Raw genomic sequence first — 16492 nt, 5'->3', positions numbered from 1 at the left:
TTATAAAAAATAGCAATAACCTTTATTATTTTACTTTGGATAACCGTAGTTATAGATTTGTGGGTATGAAAACATTCGCAGAAAGACTAAATGCAGCCATGAGCTCAGCAGGTGTGTCGCAATCACAGCTTGCTGACATGGTTGGAATATCTCAGCCAGCCATACAGAAGATGTCATCCGGTAAAACAAACGGATCTCGCAAGATGGTTGAATTAGCCAATGCTTTAAAAGTACGCCCTGAATGGCTTAGCTCAGGTATTGGTGAAATGAGGGATGGTGCACATGAAGAGCCATCGAATGTGCGTGAGTCATCGTTAAAAGCGGTGGTATGGGAAGACATAAAAAGAAACGATGACGAGTTTGTCGCATTGCCTCTTCTTAATGTTTCTCTTTCCGCCGGGAGTGGTAGCTGTGAGTTAGAGGAATCATCTGAGTTCTCTTTGGTTTTCAGAAAGTACTATCTGAAAAAGATGGGGGTATCTGAAAGCTCTGCCAAGCTGGTTAGGGTGATAGGCCAAAGCATGGAGCCAACCCTTCACGATGGTGATGTTGTTGGAGTCAACACGCAAGACACCACCATCAGAGATGGTAAAACCTACGCTATTTGTCAATCTGATTTACTAAGAGTAAAGACATTAATAGCCACACCTACATCCGTGATAATCAGATCAATAAATCGCGAAGAGTACCCTGATGAAGTAATGGATAGAGATGAGTTTCATGAAACAGTAAGGATTATTGGCAGAGTATTCTGGTCATCACATAGCTGGTAGCCAGTGGCCTGAAGAGACGTTTGGGTGATTCCAATTGTGATTTATGAAAAGTCAATTGCGCCAGATTAGCGATGATGACAAACCACTATGTCTTATCCTCAACATGAATACATTCATCGTAACCACAACAGGGAGTTTAACGAATGAATACTATTGAAAATAATGATGTTTATGTGTATATAGGCGATATTCATCGTGATGGTTATCTTGATCTAACCAATAAAATCAAGAAGCGTAAGTCACAACATGGATTAAAAGAGAATGTTATCTTCTGTGTTGCTACTTATGGCGGTGATCCTAATGCTGGTTATCGTATAGGTAGGGCTCTCCAGCACTATTATGAAACGGTAACACTTTTAGTTGTTGGGCCGTGCAAAAGTGCTGGTACACTAATAGCCATAGCTGCGAATAAACTTGTTATTGGTGACATGGGTGAGCTCGGGCCATTAGATATCCAACTGAAAAAAAACGATGAAATAGGTGAGATGAGCTCTGGTTTAGCCATTATGACAGCTCTCGATGCACTGAAGGAGCGCTCTATTTCAGCGTTTAACTCATACCTTGTTCAGATAAAATACGAAAACCAGATAAGCACTAAAATATCTGCTGACATCGCAACCAGACTTACAGAGGCATTGATAGCCCCCATGGCTGCTCAGATAGATCCAATAAAACTTGGTGAGCATCAGCGTGCGATGAGCATTGCTATCACTTATGGTCAACGGTTAGCAGACAAGCCAAGTAGTCTAAAAGAAGGGGCGTTAAGCAAACTCATCGCTTCGTATCCTTCACATGGATTTGTTATCGACAGAAAAGAAGCCAAGGAACTTTTCAAGTGTGTTGAATGTCCTAAAGGTATAACAGAAATACTCGATAATTTTTTCTGTGATAAGATTCATAGTGGTGAAATCCCAACGTTTGGAAAACCAAGGGTGATGGATTTCCCTCTTACTACACAAGATAAAGAGGACAATACTAATGCCGAAGAATCTGCAACCGGAGATGGAAATTCTCAACAAAATGTTGGAAAGCCAGATCCAAGAAAGTCGCAATCTGGCAAGAAAAGCGGAACAGCACCTGAACGAGATCAAAAAAGAACTGGAGCCGTATCAATTCAACAACCAGATGAACAGCAACCTAATGCGTGATCTCTTTGCTCTGTAATTAATCCCTCACACCCCGGCCTTAGCGTCGGGTTTTCTTTGCCTCTCGATCCCCCTTCCCAACAACACATAACCATTTGTATTTATTGGAAAACTAATAGATACAACTTGCTAAACAGTGCAATTCTGATCCCTGCCCATCACCTTCATCCTCAACATTTACAAAAATAAAATACCTTTGTTATCCATTACTTATAACTTATTTACCACAAAATATAAACTAAGTTATTGACCACGCCTATAACCTAAGTTATCTTTAAGCCATCAGCAGGACGCAGGAAGCCAAACGGAACAGATTGGCAGGCTCTTTAACATTGATGGAATGGGGATGATTCGTCCCCACCAAAGAGAGGTTGGCTTTGGGATTTGATGAATGCGCAGGTCGATGCACTAACGCTTAGCGGTGAGCACCTGCCTTTGGGGCAGGATGGGTAGCCGCAATCAGGAGATCGACACCTGACATCAAATCACCAAAGTCAATCATCGGAGGTATCCAGTGAAAGCAAGAGAGATTCGCAAACTCGAACGCGCTCGTAAGCACAAAGAGGCGACAGCAAAACGTAAAAATATTGACCGTGTTTCAATGGTGGTTTCGCTAGCAGGAGCGAATAGGAAGAAGGTTGAATGTGGTTCGTGCTGCCTGCCAAACGTAGCCATTTACGCGGCAGGCTACCGGAAATCAAAACAACTGACGGCGAGGTGACGATCCCCCGCCGTCGAGGAACTAAATTAGCTCATCAGCTTTACCAGCAAAGCGCATATAACACTCATAGAACCAGACGTCAGGTATAACAAATTTCTCTTTACCTGACGCGCTGTAAGTCACACCTGAGCGATGGAGAAGGCCTTTTCTCATAAGAGATAAAGCGACCGGATCGCCGTGCTTAAGTACGATTTTGTTATTTGCCATAACAGCAAATGCTAAAACCTCTTTTTCCTGAATACTCAGAGAATTGAACAGGCGCTCAGTCTCCACAATTACTTTAGCCTCATCTCTCTTACTGAGATATTTTTTATATCTGTCTGAAGATGCCAGAAATATAAACTCCATCACCCTGTTCAGAACATAACTGATACACAAAAGCATTGCGTAATACATCCAGTGATCTGGAAGTATTTCGGGGTTCCTTATATCTACCCACTCTTTAATTGATGCTGGGGTAATTATTATCAAGGCAATTAAAATAATAAGCATATGAATTAACTGTTGTAGCGTAAGACCACGCAGGAAGAAGCGTAACAGTTCCTGCCACCAGTTACTCATCGGTGAATCTCCATCATTCTCTCTGTAGGGGTGAATAGAGTTTATCCGATTTCTCGCTGTAGGGGTACACGAGAACCACCGAGCCTGATGTGGTTAAAAGACAGGCACAATCTTTACTACCGCAATCCACTATTTAAGGTGATATATGGAAGAACAAGCAAACAAGATTCTCGTAGAACTACTGCAAAAAGCCAGCAATGGAATAGATGCTGCTGTTTCATTTAGCCAGGCACAGATTCCTGATGTTGTTCATCAGTTGCTGCTATGGAATATGGTTGACAGTCTGATTAAAACATTAATGGCCATTCTAACAATCCCACTAGTTTTCTGGTTTATGAAGAAGCAGTGCCAAAGAGTTGAGACAGGTAAAATCGGTGATGAAGGATATTCATGGGAGAAAGGAAATCACAAATACAGGCCGACAATGGTTTGGGATAGCAAAGGTGATATTAATCTTCTTATCGTGCCATTGGTTGGAGTTTTGACTCTGTGGGGGATTTTTATTATTGGTGTAGTAACCAATATGACTTGGTTAAAAATTTGGCTAGCCCCAAAGCTTTACCTTATCGAATATGCAGCATCATTGGTTAAGTAATTTCAGGCCGCATAGTCGGCCTTTATTTTTGGCATAAATAACAGAATAAATACTGCACTGAATTATTTGAGGTGAGATATGACAAAATCATGGAGCGTACCTTTTCCTGAATCAGAAACTGAACATGATGGAATGCCTGTTTTCTGGAGATTCCAGGCGACAGTTGAAGAAGATGGGATAAAAATATTCGCACTTCAATATATAGCTTTTCATCAGACAGAGCATTATGCATGGTTGGTTCCTGCGCATTGGATTGTTAATTTTAAACCAGCACCAAATCAGTGGTTACAGGAATGGAAACAAAGGAGAAATAGATATGCAATTAAGAAAGTAGCAAAAAATGCAGAAAGATCTTTTGCATTCCCAACGAAGAAACTTGCCATTGAGAGTTTATTGCGCCGGAAGAAATACCATTTAATGAGAATCAAACAAGATTTAGCTGTTGTATCAACTCTTGTTGATGGGATGAAGAATATTGATACATCAACACCAGATATTGAATATAACTTTGGACACAACCAAGAAACAGAAAATTGGGTATTTTATTAGTACGAATAAGCACTGTGTATTCATTCCAACGAGTGAATACACGGAGCAATGTCGCTCGTAACCAAACAGGAGCCGACTTGTTCTGATTATTGGAAATCATTCCTTGATAGTCTTGCCGCTCTATATGAGCGGCATTCTTTTGGTCTGGAGAAAAATATGGAATACGAATTAATGAGAGTAATTGATTTTATCAGCGCGAAATGGGCTGAATTCGAAGCATTTTGTGAAGACAACGGAGACAACCCGGACGACATCATTGATGTTCTTGAAAAGAATCAATAGCAAATAGCCGCCTGTTGGCGGCTTTACCGCATACCAATAACGCTTCACTCGAGGCGTTTTCGTTATGTATAAATAAGGAGCACACCATGCAATATGCCATTGCAGGGTGGCCTGTTGCTGGCTGCCCTTCCGAATCTTTACTTGAACGAATCACCCGTAAATTACGTGACGGATGGAAACGCCTTATCGACATACTTAATCAGCCAGGAGTCCCCAAAAATGGATAAAACACTTATGGCTATCCAGACTAAATTCACTATCGCCGCTTTTATTGGCGACGAAAAGATGTTTCGTGAGGCCGTCGAAGCCTACAGAAAATGGAGGTCAAAATGATTCCGGTAGAACTGGCGAAAACTCCAGAGTTAAGTCGATTAAAAAGAGAATATCACATTGCTGAGGCTCGTTACTGGCGTAAAGCGGGAGATAAATCAAAGAAACAACTTTGCTTATGGCAGGCGCAAAGAGAGCGCATGAATGAGCGCGAATTTCTTTCCGCCCCATCCGAATTACCATTCTGAGGCAAATTATGGGAACTGCGACATTAATACTCGGTGAATCTGGCACCGGAAAATCAACCAGCATGAGAAATATCAATCCAGAGGAAGCAATTCTTATAAAACCAATAGGCAAGCCGCTACCATTTAAATCAAAAGATTGGCTTGCATGGGATTACGGTGCAAAAAAAGGAACCGTAGTTACCACTGACAAATGGGACGTAATAGTTGCCGTAATTAAGCGTGCTCACGAATACGGGAAAAGAATCGTTATTGTTGATGACTTCCAGTATGTGATGAGCAATGAGTTTATGCGCCGCTCAGAAGAAAAATCGTTTGATAAATTTACTGAGATAGGCCGCCACGCATGGGAGGTGATTAAGGCTGCACAGGATGCACCTGATGACCTGAGAGTCTATTTTCTTGCGCACACCGAAGAAACCCCTATGGGGCGCGTGAAAATGAAAACTATCGGCAAAATGCTGGACGAGAAAATCACTGTCGAAGGCATGTTTACTATAGTTCTTCGCACCCTTACCCGTGATGACCAGTTCTTTTTCACCACAAAAAACAACGGTGCAGACACTGTTAAATCCCCAATGGGAATGTTTGATTCCAATGAGATTGATAACGATCTCTCTTTTGTCGATGCCACTGTTTGTGATTACTACGGCATCAATAATGTTCATCAAATTAAGGAAAACGCCGCATGAGCAACGTGATTTTTACTTATAACGAAGAAGCAGCACTGACCGCAGGGCAAGGTGGTTTTATTAACGAAACTGGCGCTCATATCATTACCATTACTGAAGCAGAACTAAAGCAATCAGAAAAAGGAGCCAAATTTATTGAGTTTTCTGGAGAATCCGACGACGGACGTAAAATCCAGTATCTTAGCGTTTGTGTTCAGAAAAATGACGGCACGGAAAACAAATTTGGCGCAAATGTCGTTCACGCTATGATGGGGTGTGCCGGGATTGGACAATTAACGCAACATATGGTTTCCGCCAGTAAATTTGTTGCACCTGAATTTCATGGAAAGAAAATCGGGTTAGTGCTCCAGAAAGTATTAACCACAAACAAAAAGACTGGCGCAGACAGCTACCAGATGGAAATACGCATCCCGTTTATTGCACAAACAGGTCAAACCCTTAAAGAAAAGGCGGAAGGCAAGCAACCAGAAACTATCGCCAACATGGTTGCCAGCCTCAAAGATAAAGACAATCGCTCTAAAAACGTAAGCCATAATCATGCAGATGATTATGGTTACAGCCAGAACGATTACCCTCCTTTCTGATTACTGAAAATAAGGCTCCCATTATGCCAGCGCCTCTGTATGGTGCGGATGACCCGCGCAATTGCTCCGGTAGCTCCAAGGCGGAGGTGCTGGAAAATATCAAAAACATTTTCGACACGTTTATTGATCTGCCACCAGAAACAAAAGCAGAACGGATGTACCGACGCGATATACAACTCGCGTTAAAAGATGAGAAGGACCGAACAAACGAAACAGCAATGAGACCGTTGCGAAAAGCGACAATAGACAAATTCCCTGAATATATCGACCCGCGCCTGCGTAATTACCGCTCACGCTATGGCGCTATCAGTAATGACTGAGGAATTTACCATGAGAGGACTTGCATACAATCCCGGCATTCTTCCGGCAGAAATGATTATTCGCCAACGCGTAAAGCCAATGCCATCGAGAGAGGAATTTCTTAAGAGAAAGAGTTTCGGTTCTGTTAATGACAACAAATATCTGAATGCGATGTGGCGCAAAGGAGGCAACCAGTGAGCGGAAAAAGAATGACTAACAGAGAGCTTGTCGATGCCGCGATTAAGCTTGCTGGTGATTTTTATTCAATGATGGGGTACACGCATCGCCCAGGCTTCAAATATTGGGAGTCTCCTCACCCGCAAGAACAACAGGTGTTTGAAATGGCCTGCCGTGCTTTTGAGGTTATTCGCGGTTCTGATGTGATGGACGCCGTTGCCGACTTGGAGGATGAAGAGTGAACAAGATTGACTATCAGGCACTGCGTGATGCGGCAGAACGTGCAATTCCGGCACCGAAACGCCGTACAGGCGTTGCAGCGGCGAAACGAGCAGCAAAGAAACGCAGGAGAGCAAAACGATGAAAAACCGTAAAGCAAAGATTCTGTTAGCTCGCAGAAACGGTGTTGGGGTCTGGCGATGGTTGAGGATTAGTAACAGACGGTTGAGGTTGACGGGGTTTTTAGGGGTGATGGGTCACAGTTGTTGCAACAAGCCCAGCGCGGCACAAAACCGCTGGAAAAACCACTTGCGCACTAAAGGAGAGTGATGTGCCAACATTATTCAGAAAAGAATATCCGCGAAAAAGTAGAGCGACAGAATTTTTGTTTCTCATTCTGTTTATCGTGTTGATGATACCGATATCCCCGCTAATTTTTGTCTGGGCAATCGGAAAAATAATTGAGCCAGTTATTGAATTGTATAACGACGTGGTATGGGCGTCGTTCAACACACTGCACAACAAAATCAACCCATATAAGGAAAGCTGATATGACCACTATTACCAGAGAAAACGCGGAGATTAAATCATTCATCACTGGTTTCCTGAGCGACGCGGCGCACGATAAACAATCGTCAAACAGCCTGCTTGCCAATGTGTTTCGTATCGCACTGGCATCGCTGGAAGCAGAGCCAGTGGCGTGGAAGGCAACCTTCACGCAAATTGACAATGAATATAATACGTTCACTGCTCTGTATTCTGACAAAGCAGAAGTCGAACGGTGGGTGCGACTGCATGAAATAGGTGACTTTCGGGCAGAAATAACACCGCTTTACGCAGCGCCGCCAGTGCAGGCACAGGGCATAGCGATTGCAATAAACGAACTGGTGGCTCTGTCCCCACGCCTGGATAAACAGGCGGTGGAAACTCTTTCAATGGCCGTGGCACATCTACGCAAACTGGTTAAGAAGCAGATACAGGCTAAGGACTAACACATGAGCACTTTAACTAACGACGAGCTGTTTGGCGAAATGCTGGGGCGTATTAATCACCTTGATGTGCGGGATGATATTGAGTGTCGGGCTTATGAAATCGCCATGGCTTCGCTGGCAGCAGAACCGGTGGCATGGCTGCATTCAGACAATGGCTTAGGTATTCCGGCAATAACGAGGAGTAAAAACATTGCTGACAGTTGGTTATCAAAGGGCTGGTATGTTCAGCCGCTATATATAGCCAAGCCAGTGCCGGTGGTGCCAGATGCTCGTCCGTCTTTAAATAATGGCATAGTCGGCTTTGATGAAGGCTGGAACGCCTGCCGCGCAGCCATGCTTCATGGTGCCGAACCTGTAAGCCAAACTTACAAGTCACAACACACGCAGTTTGAACAAGTTGCTGACCTCTACGAAATGCAATTTGATGACGGTCGCACTTGTGCCTTTCACACTGATGCGCAAAAGGCTGCGCAATGGCTTCAGGCATGCGACGGAAACAGGGTTCAGGAATACGTGAAGCTGGAGCGATTGCGTAATGCGCTATCGGGCAACTCTCCGGTAACTCCGGATGGTTGGATAAGCTGTAGTGAGCGGACGCCGAACGACGCGCAGTGGTGCGTAGTGAACACAAAATACGGGTATTACGTGCAATGCTGGTCTGAAGGTCAAGGGTGGCTTGGTGATGATATCAGCATCCCTGAATGCGATGTAATCAATTGGATGCCGCTACCGGAACCTCCGCAGGAGGTTAACCGTGGCTAACCTGCAACTAGCCGTTAAAGGTGAATACTTCGATGCCATAATTCGTGGAGAGAAAACGGAAGAGTATCGCCTGTGTAATGACTACTGGAATAAGCGAATCATGTTCCGGGAATATGACCGCCTGATTATCACAAAGGGATATCCGAAGCGCGACGACTCCAGTCGCAGAATTGACGTCCCGTATAACGGATATGAAGTGAAGACAATCACACATCCACACTTCGGTGATAAACCGGTAAAGGTGTTCGCGATAAAGGTGAATATCGGCAATGAATAACAATCCTCGCACTCGCGGGGATTTCTTTTATCTGAACTCGCTACGGCGAGTTTTGTTTTATGGAGACAAGAAATGTCAGATTTGGCTATGAAGATTTTGAAATGGCAAACGACTGGCGATGTCGGCATCAGTAGCGCAACTCTTGCCTCAATCGCATGTGGACTGAAAAAGAATATCTATGGTCATCACTTCGGCGCTCCACATGACGCAGCCGACTTCCGGCGATGCGTTGCACTTGTCGAGCAGATTCCAGAAATCAGAAATTCATTCGACAAGGTTGCAAAGCGCGTTCCGGCATTCAAAGGCATCCTCAACGAATGGGATTCCCTCGTTACTCTGTTGAAGTCTGAAATGAAGATACACGGAAACAAAGCGCCAGAGACTTACAGAAGAATCAGCGAGCTACGCAAGGACTAACCATGGAATCACACAGCCTCAAACCCAATGAGGCATGTTAACACCCCCCCTTTCATTCCAGCACCGGAGAAAACAATGAGCGAAGTTAACTTAATTGTGCCCAATGACTGGGTAACAGAGCAAAAACTGATCGAAATTACAGGTTTACGCCCAGGAACCATTGAGAGAGCACGTAAACAATCCTGGCTTGTCGGTCGTGAATATCTCCATGTTGCACCGGACGGTATTCCAAAAGAAAACAGCGAATGCATGTATAACCGCAAGGCTATCGACCAGTGGGTTGAAAGTATGTCAAAAAAACAGCCTGGTGCGCGTCGATGAAGAACCGTTTATGCTTAATACGCTCTTGGGCGTCAGGAGGGAACAATGGCTAAGACAGCATACCCAACAGGCGTTGAGAACCATGGCGGATCACTCCGCATATGGTTTATGTATAAAGGCACACGAGTACGGGAAAGTCTCGGTGTGCCGGATACACCAAAAAACAGGAAAATAGCTGGCGAGCTACGAGCGTCTGTTTGTTTTTCCATTAAGACGGGTAATTTCGACTATGCCGCTCAGTTTCCGAACTCTCCCAACCTGAGAAAATTTGGTGCGGAAAGTAAGGAAATTACCGTCGCAGACCTGGCTGAGAAATGGCTGGATCTGAAAAAGCTGGAAATCAGTACCAATGCGATGGGGCGTTACAGCTCCATTGTAAGAAATATGGTTCCCCGAATCGGAGGCAACAGACTTGCATCTGCTGTGACTCAGGAAGAACTGCTGTTCATACGAAAGGATTTGCTGACCGGATATCATGTTCTGAAACGAGGGCAAAAAACACCCATTAAGGGACGTTCCGTGCCGACAGTTAATAACTACATGAACACCATGGCGGGGATGTTTCAGTTCGCAGCCGACAGCGGATACATCAAAGAAAATCCGTTCGCAGCCATTTCGCAACTGAAGAGATCACGAACGGAACCTGATCCGTTAACCCGTGATGAGTTTGTCAGGTTGATTAACGCATTTAAGCATCAGCAGTTAAAAAATATGTGGTCACTAGCTGTTTATACGGGAGTTCGCCACGGGGAGTTGGTTTCTCTGGCATGGGAAGATATAGACCTGAAGGCAGGGACAATGACGATCAGAAGAAACCACACATTAACGAAAGAGTTCACTCTTCCTAAAACCGAAGCGGGAACAAACCGTGTTATCAACCTAATTCAACCAGCAATAGACGTGCTTAAGAATCAGGCTGAAATGACACGGCTTGGTAAGCAGTATCAGGTTGAAGTGAAACTTCGTGAGTATGGTCGAACTGAAATGCATCCGTGCACTTTTGTCTTCAATCCGCAAATCGTTACGCGTAATGGCCTTGCCGGGCACCATTATGCAGTTGGGTCGATTAATCAGTCATGGGAAACTGCAATGCGACGCGCCGGGATTCGCTACCGCAAAGCATATCAGTCCAGGCACACTTATGCATGTTGGTCTTTGACCGCTGGAGCTAACCCTAACTTCATCGCGAAGCAAATGGGACACTCTGATGCTCAGATGGTTTATCGCGTTTACGGATCGTGGATGGCAGAAAACAATCAGGATCAAGTATCAATTTTAAACCAGAAATTGAGTGAGTTTGCCCCATCCATGCCCCACGCTGTGGGATCGGATGTAATTAAACAAGCATAGTCAACAGGTTACAAAACCTACACCTGCATGGACATCACTTCCTGATACGCCGCCACCAGCTTATTACGCACCTGAATCCCCATTTGCATCGAAACCGACGCTTTTTGCATCTCGGTCATCACATCGTTTAGCGCTACGCCGGGTTCACCGAGGGTAAATTTTTCTGCCTGTGTGCGGGCGGTGGTTTGCGTATCGCTAATGCGATCGAGCGCAGCATGAAGCTGTCCGGCAAAACTGATGGTCGGTTGCGGCAGAGTCCCCTGCGCACGCGCACTCATCACCGTGGCCTGTAACTGGCTGATAACCCCTTCAATCCCCTGTATCGCTGACATATTCATCTCCCGGACAATTCTTGGTAGCAGAGCCTACCAGTAAGTCAATAAGATAAAGGCGCTAAATAGAGACAAAAAAATGGGTTAATTGGCGCATAGAAAAAAATAAAACCACAAATAATGAGGCCGTTAATTTTTCGAGTTTGCTGACCCGGGAGTGCGTCTTGTTCCACTTTGCCAATACCGCTGTCTATCATCTGCCACGAGGTGCGCGATGAATGCGACTGCAGCCCAGACAAAATCTCTTGAGTGGCTTAATCGCCTGCGCGCAAATCCGAAAATACCTTTGGTTGTTGCTGCCTCCGCGGCGGTTGCAGTGATGGTCGCGTTAATTCTGTGGGCAAAAGCCCCTGATTACCGCACGTTATTCAGCAATCTTTCCGATCAGGATGGCGGTGCGATCGTCAGCCAACTGACACAAATGAATATTCCTTACCGCTTCAGCGAAGCCAGCGGCGCGATTGAAGTTCCGGCAGATAAAGTTCACGAGCTACGTCTGCGTCTGGCACAGCAAGGCTTGCCTAAAGGCGGCGCGGTCGGTTTTGAACTGCTCGATCAGGAAAAGTTTGGTATCAGCCAGTTCAGCGAACAGGTGAATTATCAGCGAGCGCTGGAAGGTGAACTTTCCCGTACCATCGAAACTATCGGCCCGGTAAAAGGAGCGCGCGTGCATCTGGCGATGCCGAAACCGTCTTTATTTGTCCGTGAACAAAAATCCCCTTCGGCATCAGTGACGGTAAATCTTTTACCTGGTCGCGCGCTGGATGAAGGGCAAATCAGTGCCATTGTGCATCTGGTTTCCAGTGCGGTAGCCGGATTGCCACCGGGTAACGTCACGCTGGTGGATCAGGGTGGGCATCTGTTAACCCAGTCCAGCACCAGCGGGCGCGATCTTAATGACGTCCAGTTAAAATATGCCAGTGATGTTGAAAGTCGCATTCAGCGGCGTATTGAAGCGATCCTGTCACCAGTTGTCGGCAACGGCAATATTCACGCTCAGGTGACGGCACAACTGGATTTCGCCAGTAAAGAGCAAACCGAAGAACAGTATCGCCCTAATGGCAATGCGTCACAGGCGGCGCTCCGTTCCCGTCAACTGAATGAGAGCGAACAAAGCGGTTCCGGTTACCCTGGCGGCGTGCCTGGCGCATTATCGAATCAGCCCGCGCCTGCCAATAACGCGCCAATCAGTACGCCTCCGGCAAATCAAAACAACCGTCAGCAACAAACAAGCACCACCAGTAATAGCGGCCCGCGTAGCACCCAGCGTAATGAAACCAGCAACTACGAAGTCGATCGCACTATTCGTCATACCAAAATGAACGTAGGCGACGTGCAACGTTTGTCGGTCGCCGTCGTGGTGAATTACAAAACGCTGCCGGATGGTAAACCGCTGCCACTGAGCGCCGAACAGATGAAGCAAATTGAAGATCTGACCCGCGAGGCGATGGGCTTTTCTGAAAAGCGCGGCGATTCACTCAATGTCGTCAACTCCCCCTTCAACAGCGGTGACGAAAGCGGTGGAGAACTGCCGTTCTGGCAACAACAAGTGTTTATCGATCAACTGCTGGCTGCCGGACGCTGGTTGCTGGTGCTACTGGTGGCGTGGCTGTTGTGGCGTAAAGCGGTACGCCCGCAGTTAACACGCCGCACCGAGGCGGCGAGCGCCGTACAACAGCAGCCACAGGCTCGCCAGGAAGTGGAAGATGCGGTGGAAGTACGCCTCAGCAAAGACGAACAATTGCAGCAACGCCGTGCTAACCAACGTCTGGGAGCGGAAGTAATGAGCCAGCGTATCCGTGACATGTCTGATAACGATCCGCGCGTAGTAGCGCTGGTCATTCGCCAGTGGATAAATAACGATCATGAGTAACCTGACAGGCACCGATAAAAGCGTCATCTTGCTAATGACCATTGGCGAAGATCGGGCGGCTGAAGTGTTCAAGCACCTCTCCCAGCGCGAAGTGCAAACCCTGAGCGCAGCGATGGCAAATGTCACGCAGATCTCCAATAAACAGTTAACTGAAGTGCTGGCGGAGTTTGAACAAGAAGCTGAACAGTTCGCCGCCCTGAATATTAACGCCAACGATTATCTGCGTTCGGTGCTGGTGAAAGCGCTGGGCGAAGAGCGTGCCGCCAGCCTGCTGGAAGATATTCTCGAAACCCGCGACACCGCCAGCGGCATAGAAACGCTCAACTTCATGGAGCCGCAGAGTGCCGCCGATCTTATTCGCGATGAACATCCACAGATTATCGCCACCATTCTGGTACATCTGAAGCGCGCCCAGGCCGCAGATATTCTGGCGTTGTTCGATGAACGTCTGCGTCACGACGTGATGCTGCGTATCGCCACCTTTGGCGGTGTACAGCCTGCCGCGCTGGCGGAACTGACCGAAGTGCTGAATGGTCTGCTCGACGGTCAGAATCTCAAACGCAGCAAAATGGGCGGCGTGAGAACAGCAGCCGAAATTATCAACCTGATGAAAACCCAGCAGGAAGAGGCGGTTATTACCGCCGTGCGTGAATTTGACGGTGAGCTGGCGCAGAAAATCATCGACGAAATGTTCCTGTTCGAAAATCTGGTGGATGTCGACGATCGCAGTATCCAGCGTCTGTTGCAGGAAGTGGATTCCGAATCGCTGCTGATCGCCCTGAAAGGTGCCGAACAGCCACTGCGCGAGAAGTTCCTGCGCAATATGTCGCAACGCGCCGCCGATATCCTGCGCGACGACCTCGCCAACCGTGGTCCGGTACGTTTGTCGCAGGTGGAGAACGAGCAGAAAGCGATTCTGCTGATTGTGCGCCGTCTTGCCGAAACCGGCGAGATGGTGATTGGCAGCGGCGAGGACACCTATGTCTGATAACCTGCCGTGGAAAACCTGGACGCCTGACGATCTTGCGCCGCCACAGGCAGAGTTTGTGCCGCTGATGGAGCCGGAAGAAACCGTCACTGAAGAGATCGAACCCAGCCTTGAACAACAACTGGCACAACTGCAAATGCAGGCTCACGAGCAAGGTTATCAGGCGGGGATTGCCGAAGGTCGCCAGACAGGTCATGAACAAGGCTATCAGGAGGGTCTGGCACAGGGGCTGGAACAAGGACTGGTGCAGGCGAAATCTCAGCAAGCACCGATTCATGCGCGGATGCAGCAACTGGTCAGCGAATTCCAGACCACCCTTGACGCGCTGGATAGCGTGATAGCTTCGCGGCTGATGCAAATGGCTCTGGAGGCGGCGCGTCAGGTGATCGGTCAGACGCCCACGGTGGACAGCCAGGCACTGATCAAACAGATCCAGCAGTTGCTACAGCAGGAACCGTTATTCAGCGGCAAACCACAGTTACGCGTGCATCCGGATGACCTGCAACGCGTCGATGAGATGCTTGGCGCAACGTTAAGCCTGCACGGCTGGCGGTTGCGCGGCGATCCAACTCTGCATCCCGGCGGCTGTAAAGTCTCTGCCGATGAAGGCGATCTCGATGCCAGTGTCGCCACCCGTTGGCAAGAACTCTGCCGTCTGGCAGCACCTGGAGTGGTGTGATGACCACTCGCCTGACACGCTGGTTAACCTCGCTGGATAGCTTTGAAGCCAAAATTGCGCAACTTCCTGCGGTACGCCGCTACGGGCGATTAACCCGCGCCACCGGGCTGGTGCTGGAAGCTACCGGATTACAACTACCGCTCGGCGCAACCTGTGTGATTGAACGCCAGAACGGCGCTGAAACTCACGAAGTGGAAAGCGAAGTGGTTGGCTTTAACGGTCAACGGCTGTTTTTAATGCCGCTGGAGGAAGTGGAAGGTGTACTGCCTGGCGCACGCGTTTATGCCAAAAACATCTCCCCACAAGGGTTGCAAAGCGGCAAGCAATTACCGCTCGGTCCGGCGTTGTTAGGTCGCGTTCTGGACGGTAGCGGTAAACCACTCGACGGCCAGCCCTCCCCCGATACGACCGAAACCGGTGCATTAATTACCCCGCCGTTTAACCCATTGCAACGTACGCCGATTGAGCACGTGCTGGATACGGGCGTGCGTCCAATCAATGCCCTGCTTACCGTCGGACGCGGGCAGCGTATGGGGCTGTTTGCCGGTTCCGGCGTCGGCAAAAGTGTGTTGCTGGGGATGATGGCGCGTTACACCCGTGCAGATGTGATTGTCGTTGGTTTAATTGGTGAACGTGGACGCGAAGTAAAAGATTTTATTGAGAATATCCTCGGTGCTGAAGGGCGTGCGCGCTCGGTGGTGATTGCCGCACCAGCCGATGTTTCTCCGCTCCTGCGAATGCAAGGTGCCGCCTATGCCACGCGCATTGCCGAAGATTTTCGCGATCGGGGTCAGCATGTGTTGCTAATTATGGATTCCCTCACCCGCTACGCGATGGCTCAGCGTGAAATTGCGCTGGCGATTGGCGAACCGCCTGCCACCAAAGGCTATCCTCCATCGGTATTCGCCAAACTACCGGCGTTGGTCGAGCGTGCCGGAAACGGCATCAGCGGCGGCGGCTCGATTACCGCTTTTTATACCGTGCTCACCGAAGGTGATGATCAGCAAGATCCGATTGCCGACTCCGCGAGGGCGATCCTCGACGGGCACATCGTACTGTCTCGTCGTCTGGCGGAAGCCGGACACTATCCGGCAATTGATATTGAAGCGTCAATCAGCCGTGCAATGACAGCACTGATCAGCGAGCAACATTACGCGCGGATGCGCACATTCAAACAGTTGTTGTCGAGTTTTCAGCGCAACCGCGACCTGGTCAGCGTTGGTGCTTATGCCAAAGGCAGCGATCCCATGCTCGATAAAGCCATCGCCTTATGGCCGCAGCTTGAGGGCTATTTGCAACAAGGCATTTTTGAACGCGCGGACTGGGAAGACTCTCTCCAGGGGCTGGAGCACATTTTCCCAACGGTGTCATAACTCAGGAGATAACAG

General features: G+C 47.8%; 27 protein-coding genes and 1 pseudogene. 26 read left to right on the top strand and 2 right to left on the bottom strand.

Annotated elements, in window-relative coordinates; all coding sequences use genetic code 11:
- The first annotated feature begins 65 nt into the window (after positions 1–65).
- From BEA93_RS07470 to BEA93_RS25625, 3 genes and pseudogenes are all read left to right on the top strand, one after another.
- The gene (locus tag BEA93_RS07470; protein WP_000846395.1) at positions 66–773 is read left to right on the top strand and encodes an XRE family transcriptional regulator; all 708 of its coding nucleotides are present in this window, start codon (positions 66–68) and stop codon (positions 771–773) included.
- Positions 774–916: 143 nt separating this feature from the next.
- Positions 917–1921, top strand: a complete 1005-nt coding sequence (locus BEA93_RS07465) for an SDH family Clp fold serine proteinase (protein ID WP_172954566.1) — start codon at positions 917–919, stop codon at positions 1919–1921.
- Between the two features lie 571 nt (positions 1922–2492).
- Positions 2493–2639, top strand: a pseudogene (locus BEA93_RS25625) (transcriptional antitermination N peptide); the annotation flags it as partial.
- A gap of 21 nt (positions 2640–2660) precedes the next feature.
- Here the strand turns inward: BEA93_RS25625 and BEA93_RS07455 are convergent.
- Positions 2661–3200, bottom strand: coding sequence for a super-infection exclusion protein B (locus tag BEA93_RS07455; RefSeq protein WP_072249019.1), 540 nt, complete (start codon positions 3198–3200; stop codon positions 2661–2663).
- A 145-nt stretch (positions 3201–3345) separates the two neighbouring features.
- Here BEA93_RS07455 and BEA93_RS07450 point away from each other — a divergent pair, with 145 nt between their 5' ends.
- The 19 genes from BEA93_RS07450 to BEA93_RS07365 all read left to right on the top strand — a co-directional run bounded on the left by BEA93_RS07450 (position 3346) and on the right by BEA93_RS07365 (position 11232).
- Complete coding sequence (locus BEA93_RS07450) at positions 3346–3795, top strand: hypothetical protein (protein ID WP_105224406.1); 450 nt, start codon at positions 3346–3348, stop codon at positions 3793–3795.
- Positions 3796–3873: 78 nt separating this feature from the next.
- The gene (locus BEA93_RS07445; protein WP_000167595.1) at positions 3874–4344 is read left to right on the top strand and encodes a hypothetical protein; all 471 of its coding nucleotides are present in this window, start codon (positions 3874–3876) and stop codon (positions 4342–4344) included.
- Positions 4345–4392: 48 nt separating this feature from the next.
- Positions 4393–4626 (top strand): hypothetical protein, encoded by a 234-nt coding sequence (locus BEA93_RS07440; protein WP_105224405.1) that lies wholly within the window; start codon positions 4393–4395, stop codon positions 4624–4626.
- 86 nt (positions 4627–4712) lie between these two features.
- Positions 4713–4853 carry a protease FtsH-inhibitory lysogeny factor CIII gene (locus tag BEA93_RS25005; RefSeq protein ID WP_001198858.1) on the top strand — a complete coding sequence of 47 codons (141 nt, stop codon included), beginning with the start codon at positions 4713–4715 and terminating at the stop codon, positions 4851–4853.
- Positions 4846–4959, top strand: coding sequence for a host cell division inhibitory peptide Kil (kil, locus tag BEA93_RS25000; protein WP_015674621.1), 114 nt, complete (start codon positions 4846–4848; stop codon positions 4957–4959). Before BEA93_RS25005 ends, kil begins: the two co-directional genes overlap by 8 nt.
- A complete protein-coding gene (locus tag BEA93_RS07430) occupies positions 4956–5144 on the top strand; it encodes a hypothetical protein (protein WP_000613343.1) in 189 nt (62 codons plus the stop codon). Before kil ends, BEA93_RS07430 begins: the two co-directional genes overlap by 4 nt.
- A gap of 8 nt (positions 5145–5152) precedes the next feature.
- Entirely contained in the window at positions 5153–5833 is a 681-nt protein-coding gene (locus tag BEA93_RS07425; RefSeq protein ID WP_000536248.1) for an AAA family ATPase, read from the top strand.
- Positions 5830–6417 (top strand): hypothetical protein, encoded by a 588-nt coding sequence (locus BEA93_RS07420; protein ID WP_000073097.1) that lies wholly within the window; start codon positions 5830–5832, stop codon positions 6415–6417. The genes BEA93_RS07425 and BEA93_RS07420 overlap by 4 nt, the downstream gene beginning before the upstream one ends.
- A 23-nt stretch (positions 6418–6440) precedes the next feature.
- Positions 6441–6737 (top strand): phage anti-RecBCD protein, encoded by a 297-nt coding sequence (locus BEA93_RS07415; RefSeq protein WP_001515397.1) that lies wholly within the window; start codon positions 6441–6443, stop codon positions 6735–6737.
- A 10-nt stretch (positions 6738–6747) separates the two neighbouring features.
- Positions 6748–6915 carry a DUF2737 family protein gene (locus BEA93_RS07410; protein WP_105224404.1) on the top strand — a complete coding sequence of 56 codons (168 nt, stop codon included), beginning with the start codon at positions 6748–6750 and terminating at the stop codon, positions 6913–6915.
- Positions 6916–6926: 11 nt separating this feature from the next.
- Entirely contained in the window at positions 6927–7136 is a 210-nt protein-coding gene (locus tag BEA93_RS07405; RefSeq protein WP_105224477.1) for a hypothetical protein, read from the top strand.
- On the top strand, positions 7133–7258 hold the full coding sequence (locus tag BEA93_RS25620) for an ead/Ea22-like family protein (RefSeq protein WP_236942045.1): 126 nt from the start codon (positions 7133–7135) through the stop codon (positions 7256–7258). The genes BEA93_RS07405 and BEA93_RS25620 overlap by 4 nt, the downstream gene beginning before the upstream one ends.
- Before the next feature lie 186 nt (positions 7259–7444).
- A complete protein-coding gene (locus tag BEA93_RS07395; RefSeq protein WP_040073347.1) occupies positions 7445–7663 on the top strand; it encodes a DUF4014 family protein in 219 nt (72 codons plus the stop codon).
- Between the two features lies 1 nt (position 7664).
- Entirely contained in the window at positions 7665–8105 is a 441-nt protein-coding gene (locus BEA93_RS07390; RefSeq protein ID WP_105224402.1) for a hypothetical protein, read from the top strand.
- Between the two features lie 3 nt (positions 8106–8108).
- Entirely contained in the window at positions 8109–8867 is a 759-nt protein-coding gene (locus tag BEA93_RS07385; RefSeq protein WP_105224401.1) for a DUF551 domain-containing protein, read from the top strand.
- Positions 8860–9144, top strand: a complete 285-nt coding sequence (locus BEA93_RS07380) for an ASCH domain-containing protein (RefSeq protein ID WP_105224400.1) — start codon at positions 8860–8862, stop codon at positions 9142–9144. The genes BEA93_RS07385 and BEA93_RS07380 overlap by 8 nt, the downstream gene beginning before the upstream one ends.
- A gap of 72 nt (positions 9145–9216) precedes the next feature.
- On the top strand, positions 9217–9561 hold the full coding sequence (locus BEA93_RS07375; protein ID WP_105224399.1) for a hypothetical protein: 345 nt from the start codon (positions 9217–9219) through the stop codon (positions 9559–9561).
- Positions 9562–9636: 75 nt separating this feature from the next.
- Entirely contained in the window at positions 9637–9882 is a 246-nt protein-coding gene (locus BEA93_RS07370; RefSeq protein ID WP_000005726.1) for an excisionase family protein, read from the top strand.
- Between the two features lie 45 nt (positions 9883–9927).
- Complete coding sequence (locus BEA93_RS07365) at positions 9928–11232, top strand: tyrosine-type recombinase/integrase (RefSeq protein WP_105224398.1); 1305 nt, start codon at positions 9928–9930, stop codon at positions 11230–11232.
- A gap of 17 nt (positions 11233–11249) precedes the next feature.
- On the opposite strand, the gene fliE is transcribed toward BEA93_RS07365, so the two are convergent.
- Positions 11250–11564 carry a flagellar hook-basal body complex protein FliE gene (gene fliE, locus BEA93_RS07360; protein WP_105224397.1) on the bottom strand — a complete coding sequence of 105 codons (315 nt, stop codon included), beginning with the start codon at positions 11562–11564 and terminating at the stop codon, positions 11250–11252.
- Between the two features lie 214 nt (positions 11565–11778).
- On the opposite strand from fliE, the gene fliF reads away from it, so the two are divergent.
- From fliF to fliI, 4 genes are read left to right on the top strand one after another with little or no spacing between them, the layout of a single operon-like run.
- A complete protein-coding gene (fliF, locus tag BEA93_RS07355; RefSeq protein ID WP_061090460.1) occupies positions 11779–13437 on the top strand; it encodes a flagellar basal-body MS-ring/collar protein FliF in 1659 nt (552 codons plus the stop codon).
- Positions 13430–14425: a flagellar motor switch protein FliG gene (gene fliG, locus BEA93_RS07350; protein ID WP_000067961.1), complete on the top strand. Its 996-nt coding sequence runs from the start codon at positions 13430–13432 to the stop codon at positions 14423–14425. The genes fliF and fliG overlap by 8 nt, the downstream gene beginning before the upstream one ends.
- On the top strand, positions 14418–15104 hold the full coding sequence (gene fliH, locus BEA93_RS07345; RefSeq protein WP_001282686.1) for a flagellar assembly protein FliH: 687 nt from the start codon (positions 14418–14420) through the stop codon (positions 15102–15104). Before fliG ends, fliH begins: the two co-directional genes overlap by 8 nt.
- Complete coding sequence (fliI, locus tag BEA93_RS07340) at positions 15104–16477, top strand: flagellar protein export ATPase FliI (RefSeq protein ID WP_105224396.1); 1374 nt, start codon at positions 15104–15106, stop codon at positions 16475–16477. Before fliH ends, fliI begins: the two co-directional genes overlap by 1 nt.
- Positions 16478–16492 lie beyond the last annotated feature (15 nt).

Source organism: Escherichia sp. MOD1-EC5950 (assembly GCF_002965345.1).
Classification (GTDB): domain Bacteria; phylum Pseudomonadota; class Gammaproteobacteria; order Enterobacterales; family Enterobacteriaceae; genus Escherichia; species Escherichia marmotae.
This window is presented reverse-complemented; position numbering and strand designations above follow the sequence as displayed.

What these genes read in the sequence shown, in the direction of transcription:
- BEA93_RS07470 (WP_000846395.1), top strand. Translation starts at nt 66, where the DNA reads ATGAAAACATTCGCAGAAAGACTAAATGCAGCCATGAGCTCAGCAGGT.
- BEA93_RS07465 (WP_172954566.1), top strand. Translation starts at nt 917, where the DNA reads ATGAATACTATTGAAAATAATGATGTTTATGTGTATATAGGCGATATT.
- BEA93_RS07455 (WP_072249019.1), bottom strand. Translation starts at nt 3,200, where the DNA reads ATGAGTAACTGGTGGCAGGAACTGTTACGCTTCTTCCTGCGTGGTCTT.
- BEA93_RS07450 (WP_105224406.1), top strand. Translation starts at nt 3,346, where the DNA reads ATGGAAGAACAAGCAAACAAGATTCTCGTAGAACTACTGCAAAAAGCC.
- BEA93_RS07445 (WP_000167595.1), top strand. Translation starts at nt 3,874, where the DNA reads ATGACAAAATCATGGAGCGTACCTTTTCCTGAATCAGAAACTGAACAT.
- BEA93_RS07440 (WP_105224405.1), top strand. Translation starts at nt 4,393, where the DNA reads ATGTCGCTCGTAACCAAACAGGAGCCGACTTGTTCTGATTATTGGAAA.
- BEA93_RS25005 (WP_001198858.1), top strand. Translation starts at nt 4,713, where the DNA reads ATGCAATATGCCATTGCAGGGTGGCCTGTTGCTGGCTGCCCTTCCGAA.
- kil (WP_015674621.1), top strand. Translation starts at nt 4,846, where the DNA reads ATGGATAAAACACTTATGGCTATCCAGACTAAATTCACTATCGCCGCT.
- BEA93_RS07430 (WP_000613343.1), top strand. Translation starts at nt 4,956, where the DNA reads ATGATTCCGGTAGAACTGGCGAAAACTCCAGAGTTAAGTCGATTAAAA.
- BEA93_RS07425 (WP_000536248.1), top strand. Translation starts at nt 5,153, where the DNA reads ATGGGAACTGCGACATTAATACTCGGTGAATCTGGCACCGGAAAATCA.
- BEA93_RS07420 (WP_000073097.1), top strand. Translation starts at nt 5,830, where the DNA reads ATGAGCAACGTGATTTTTACTTATAACGAAGAAGCAGCACTGACCGCA.
- BEA93_RS07415 (WP_001515397.1), top strand. Translation starts at nt 6,441, where the DNA reads ATGCCAGCGCCTCTGTATGGTGCGGATGACCCGCGCAATTGCTCCGGT.
- BEA93_RS07410 (WP_105224404.1), top strand. Translation starts at nt 6,748, where the DNA reads ATGAGAGGACTTGCATACAATCCCGGCATTCTTCCGGCAGAAATGATT.
- BEA93_RS07405 (WP_105224477.1), top strand. Translation starts at nt 6,927, where the DNA reads ATGACTAACAGAGAGCTTGTCGATGCCGCGATTAAGCTTGCTGGTGAT.
- BEA93_RS07390 (WP_105224402.1), top strand. Translation starts at nt 7,665, where the DNA reads ATGACCACTATTACCAGAGAAAACGCGGAGATTAAATCATTCATCACT.
- BEA93_RS07385 (WP_105224401.1), top strand. Translation starts at nt 8,109, where the DNA reads ATGAGCACTTTAACTAACGACGAGCTGTTTGGCGAAATGCTGGGGCGT.
- BEA93_RS07375 (WP_105224399.1), top strand. Translation starts at nt 9,217, where the DNA reads ATGTCAGATTTGGCTATGAAGATTTTGAAATGGCAAACGACTGGCGAT.
- BEA93_RS07370 (WP_000005726.1), top strand. Translation starts at nt 9,637, where the DNA reads ATGAGCGAAGTTAACTTAATTGTGCCCAATGACTGGGTAACAGAGCAA.
- BEA93_RS07365 (WP_105224398.1), top strand. Translation starts at nt 9,928, where the DNA reads ATGGCTAAGACAGCATACCCAACAGGCGTTGAGAACCATGGCGGATCA.
- fliE (WP_105224397.1), bottom strand. Translation starts at nt 11,564, where the DNA reads ATGTCAGCGATACAGGGGATTGAAGGGGTTATCAGCCAGTTACAGGCC.
- fliF (WP_061090460.1), top strand. Translation starts at nt 11,779, where the DNA reads ATGAATGCGACTGCAGCCCAGACAAAATCTCTTGAGTGGCTTAATCGC.
- fliG (WP_000067961.1), top strand. Translation starts at nt 13,430, where the DNA reads ATGAGTAACCTGACAGGCACCGATAAAAGCGTCATCTTGCTAATGACC.
- fliH (WP_001282686.1), top strand. Translation starts at nt 14,418, where the DNA reads ATGTCTGATAACCTGCCGTGGAAAACCTGGACGCCTGACGATCTTGCG.
- fliI (WP_105224396.1), top strand. Translation starts at nt 15,104, where the DNA reads ATGACCACTCGCCTGACACGCTGGTTAACCTCGCTGGATAGCTTTGAA.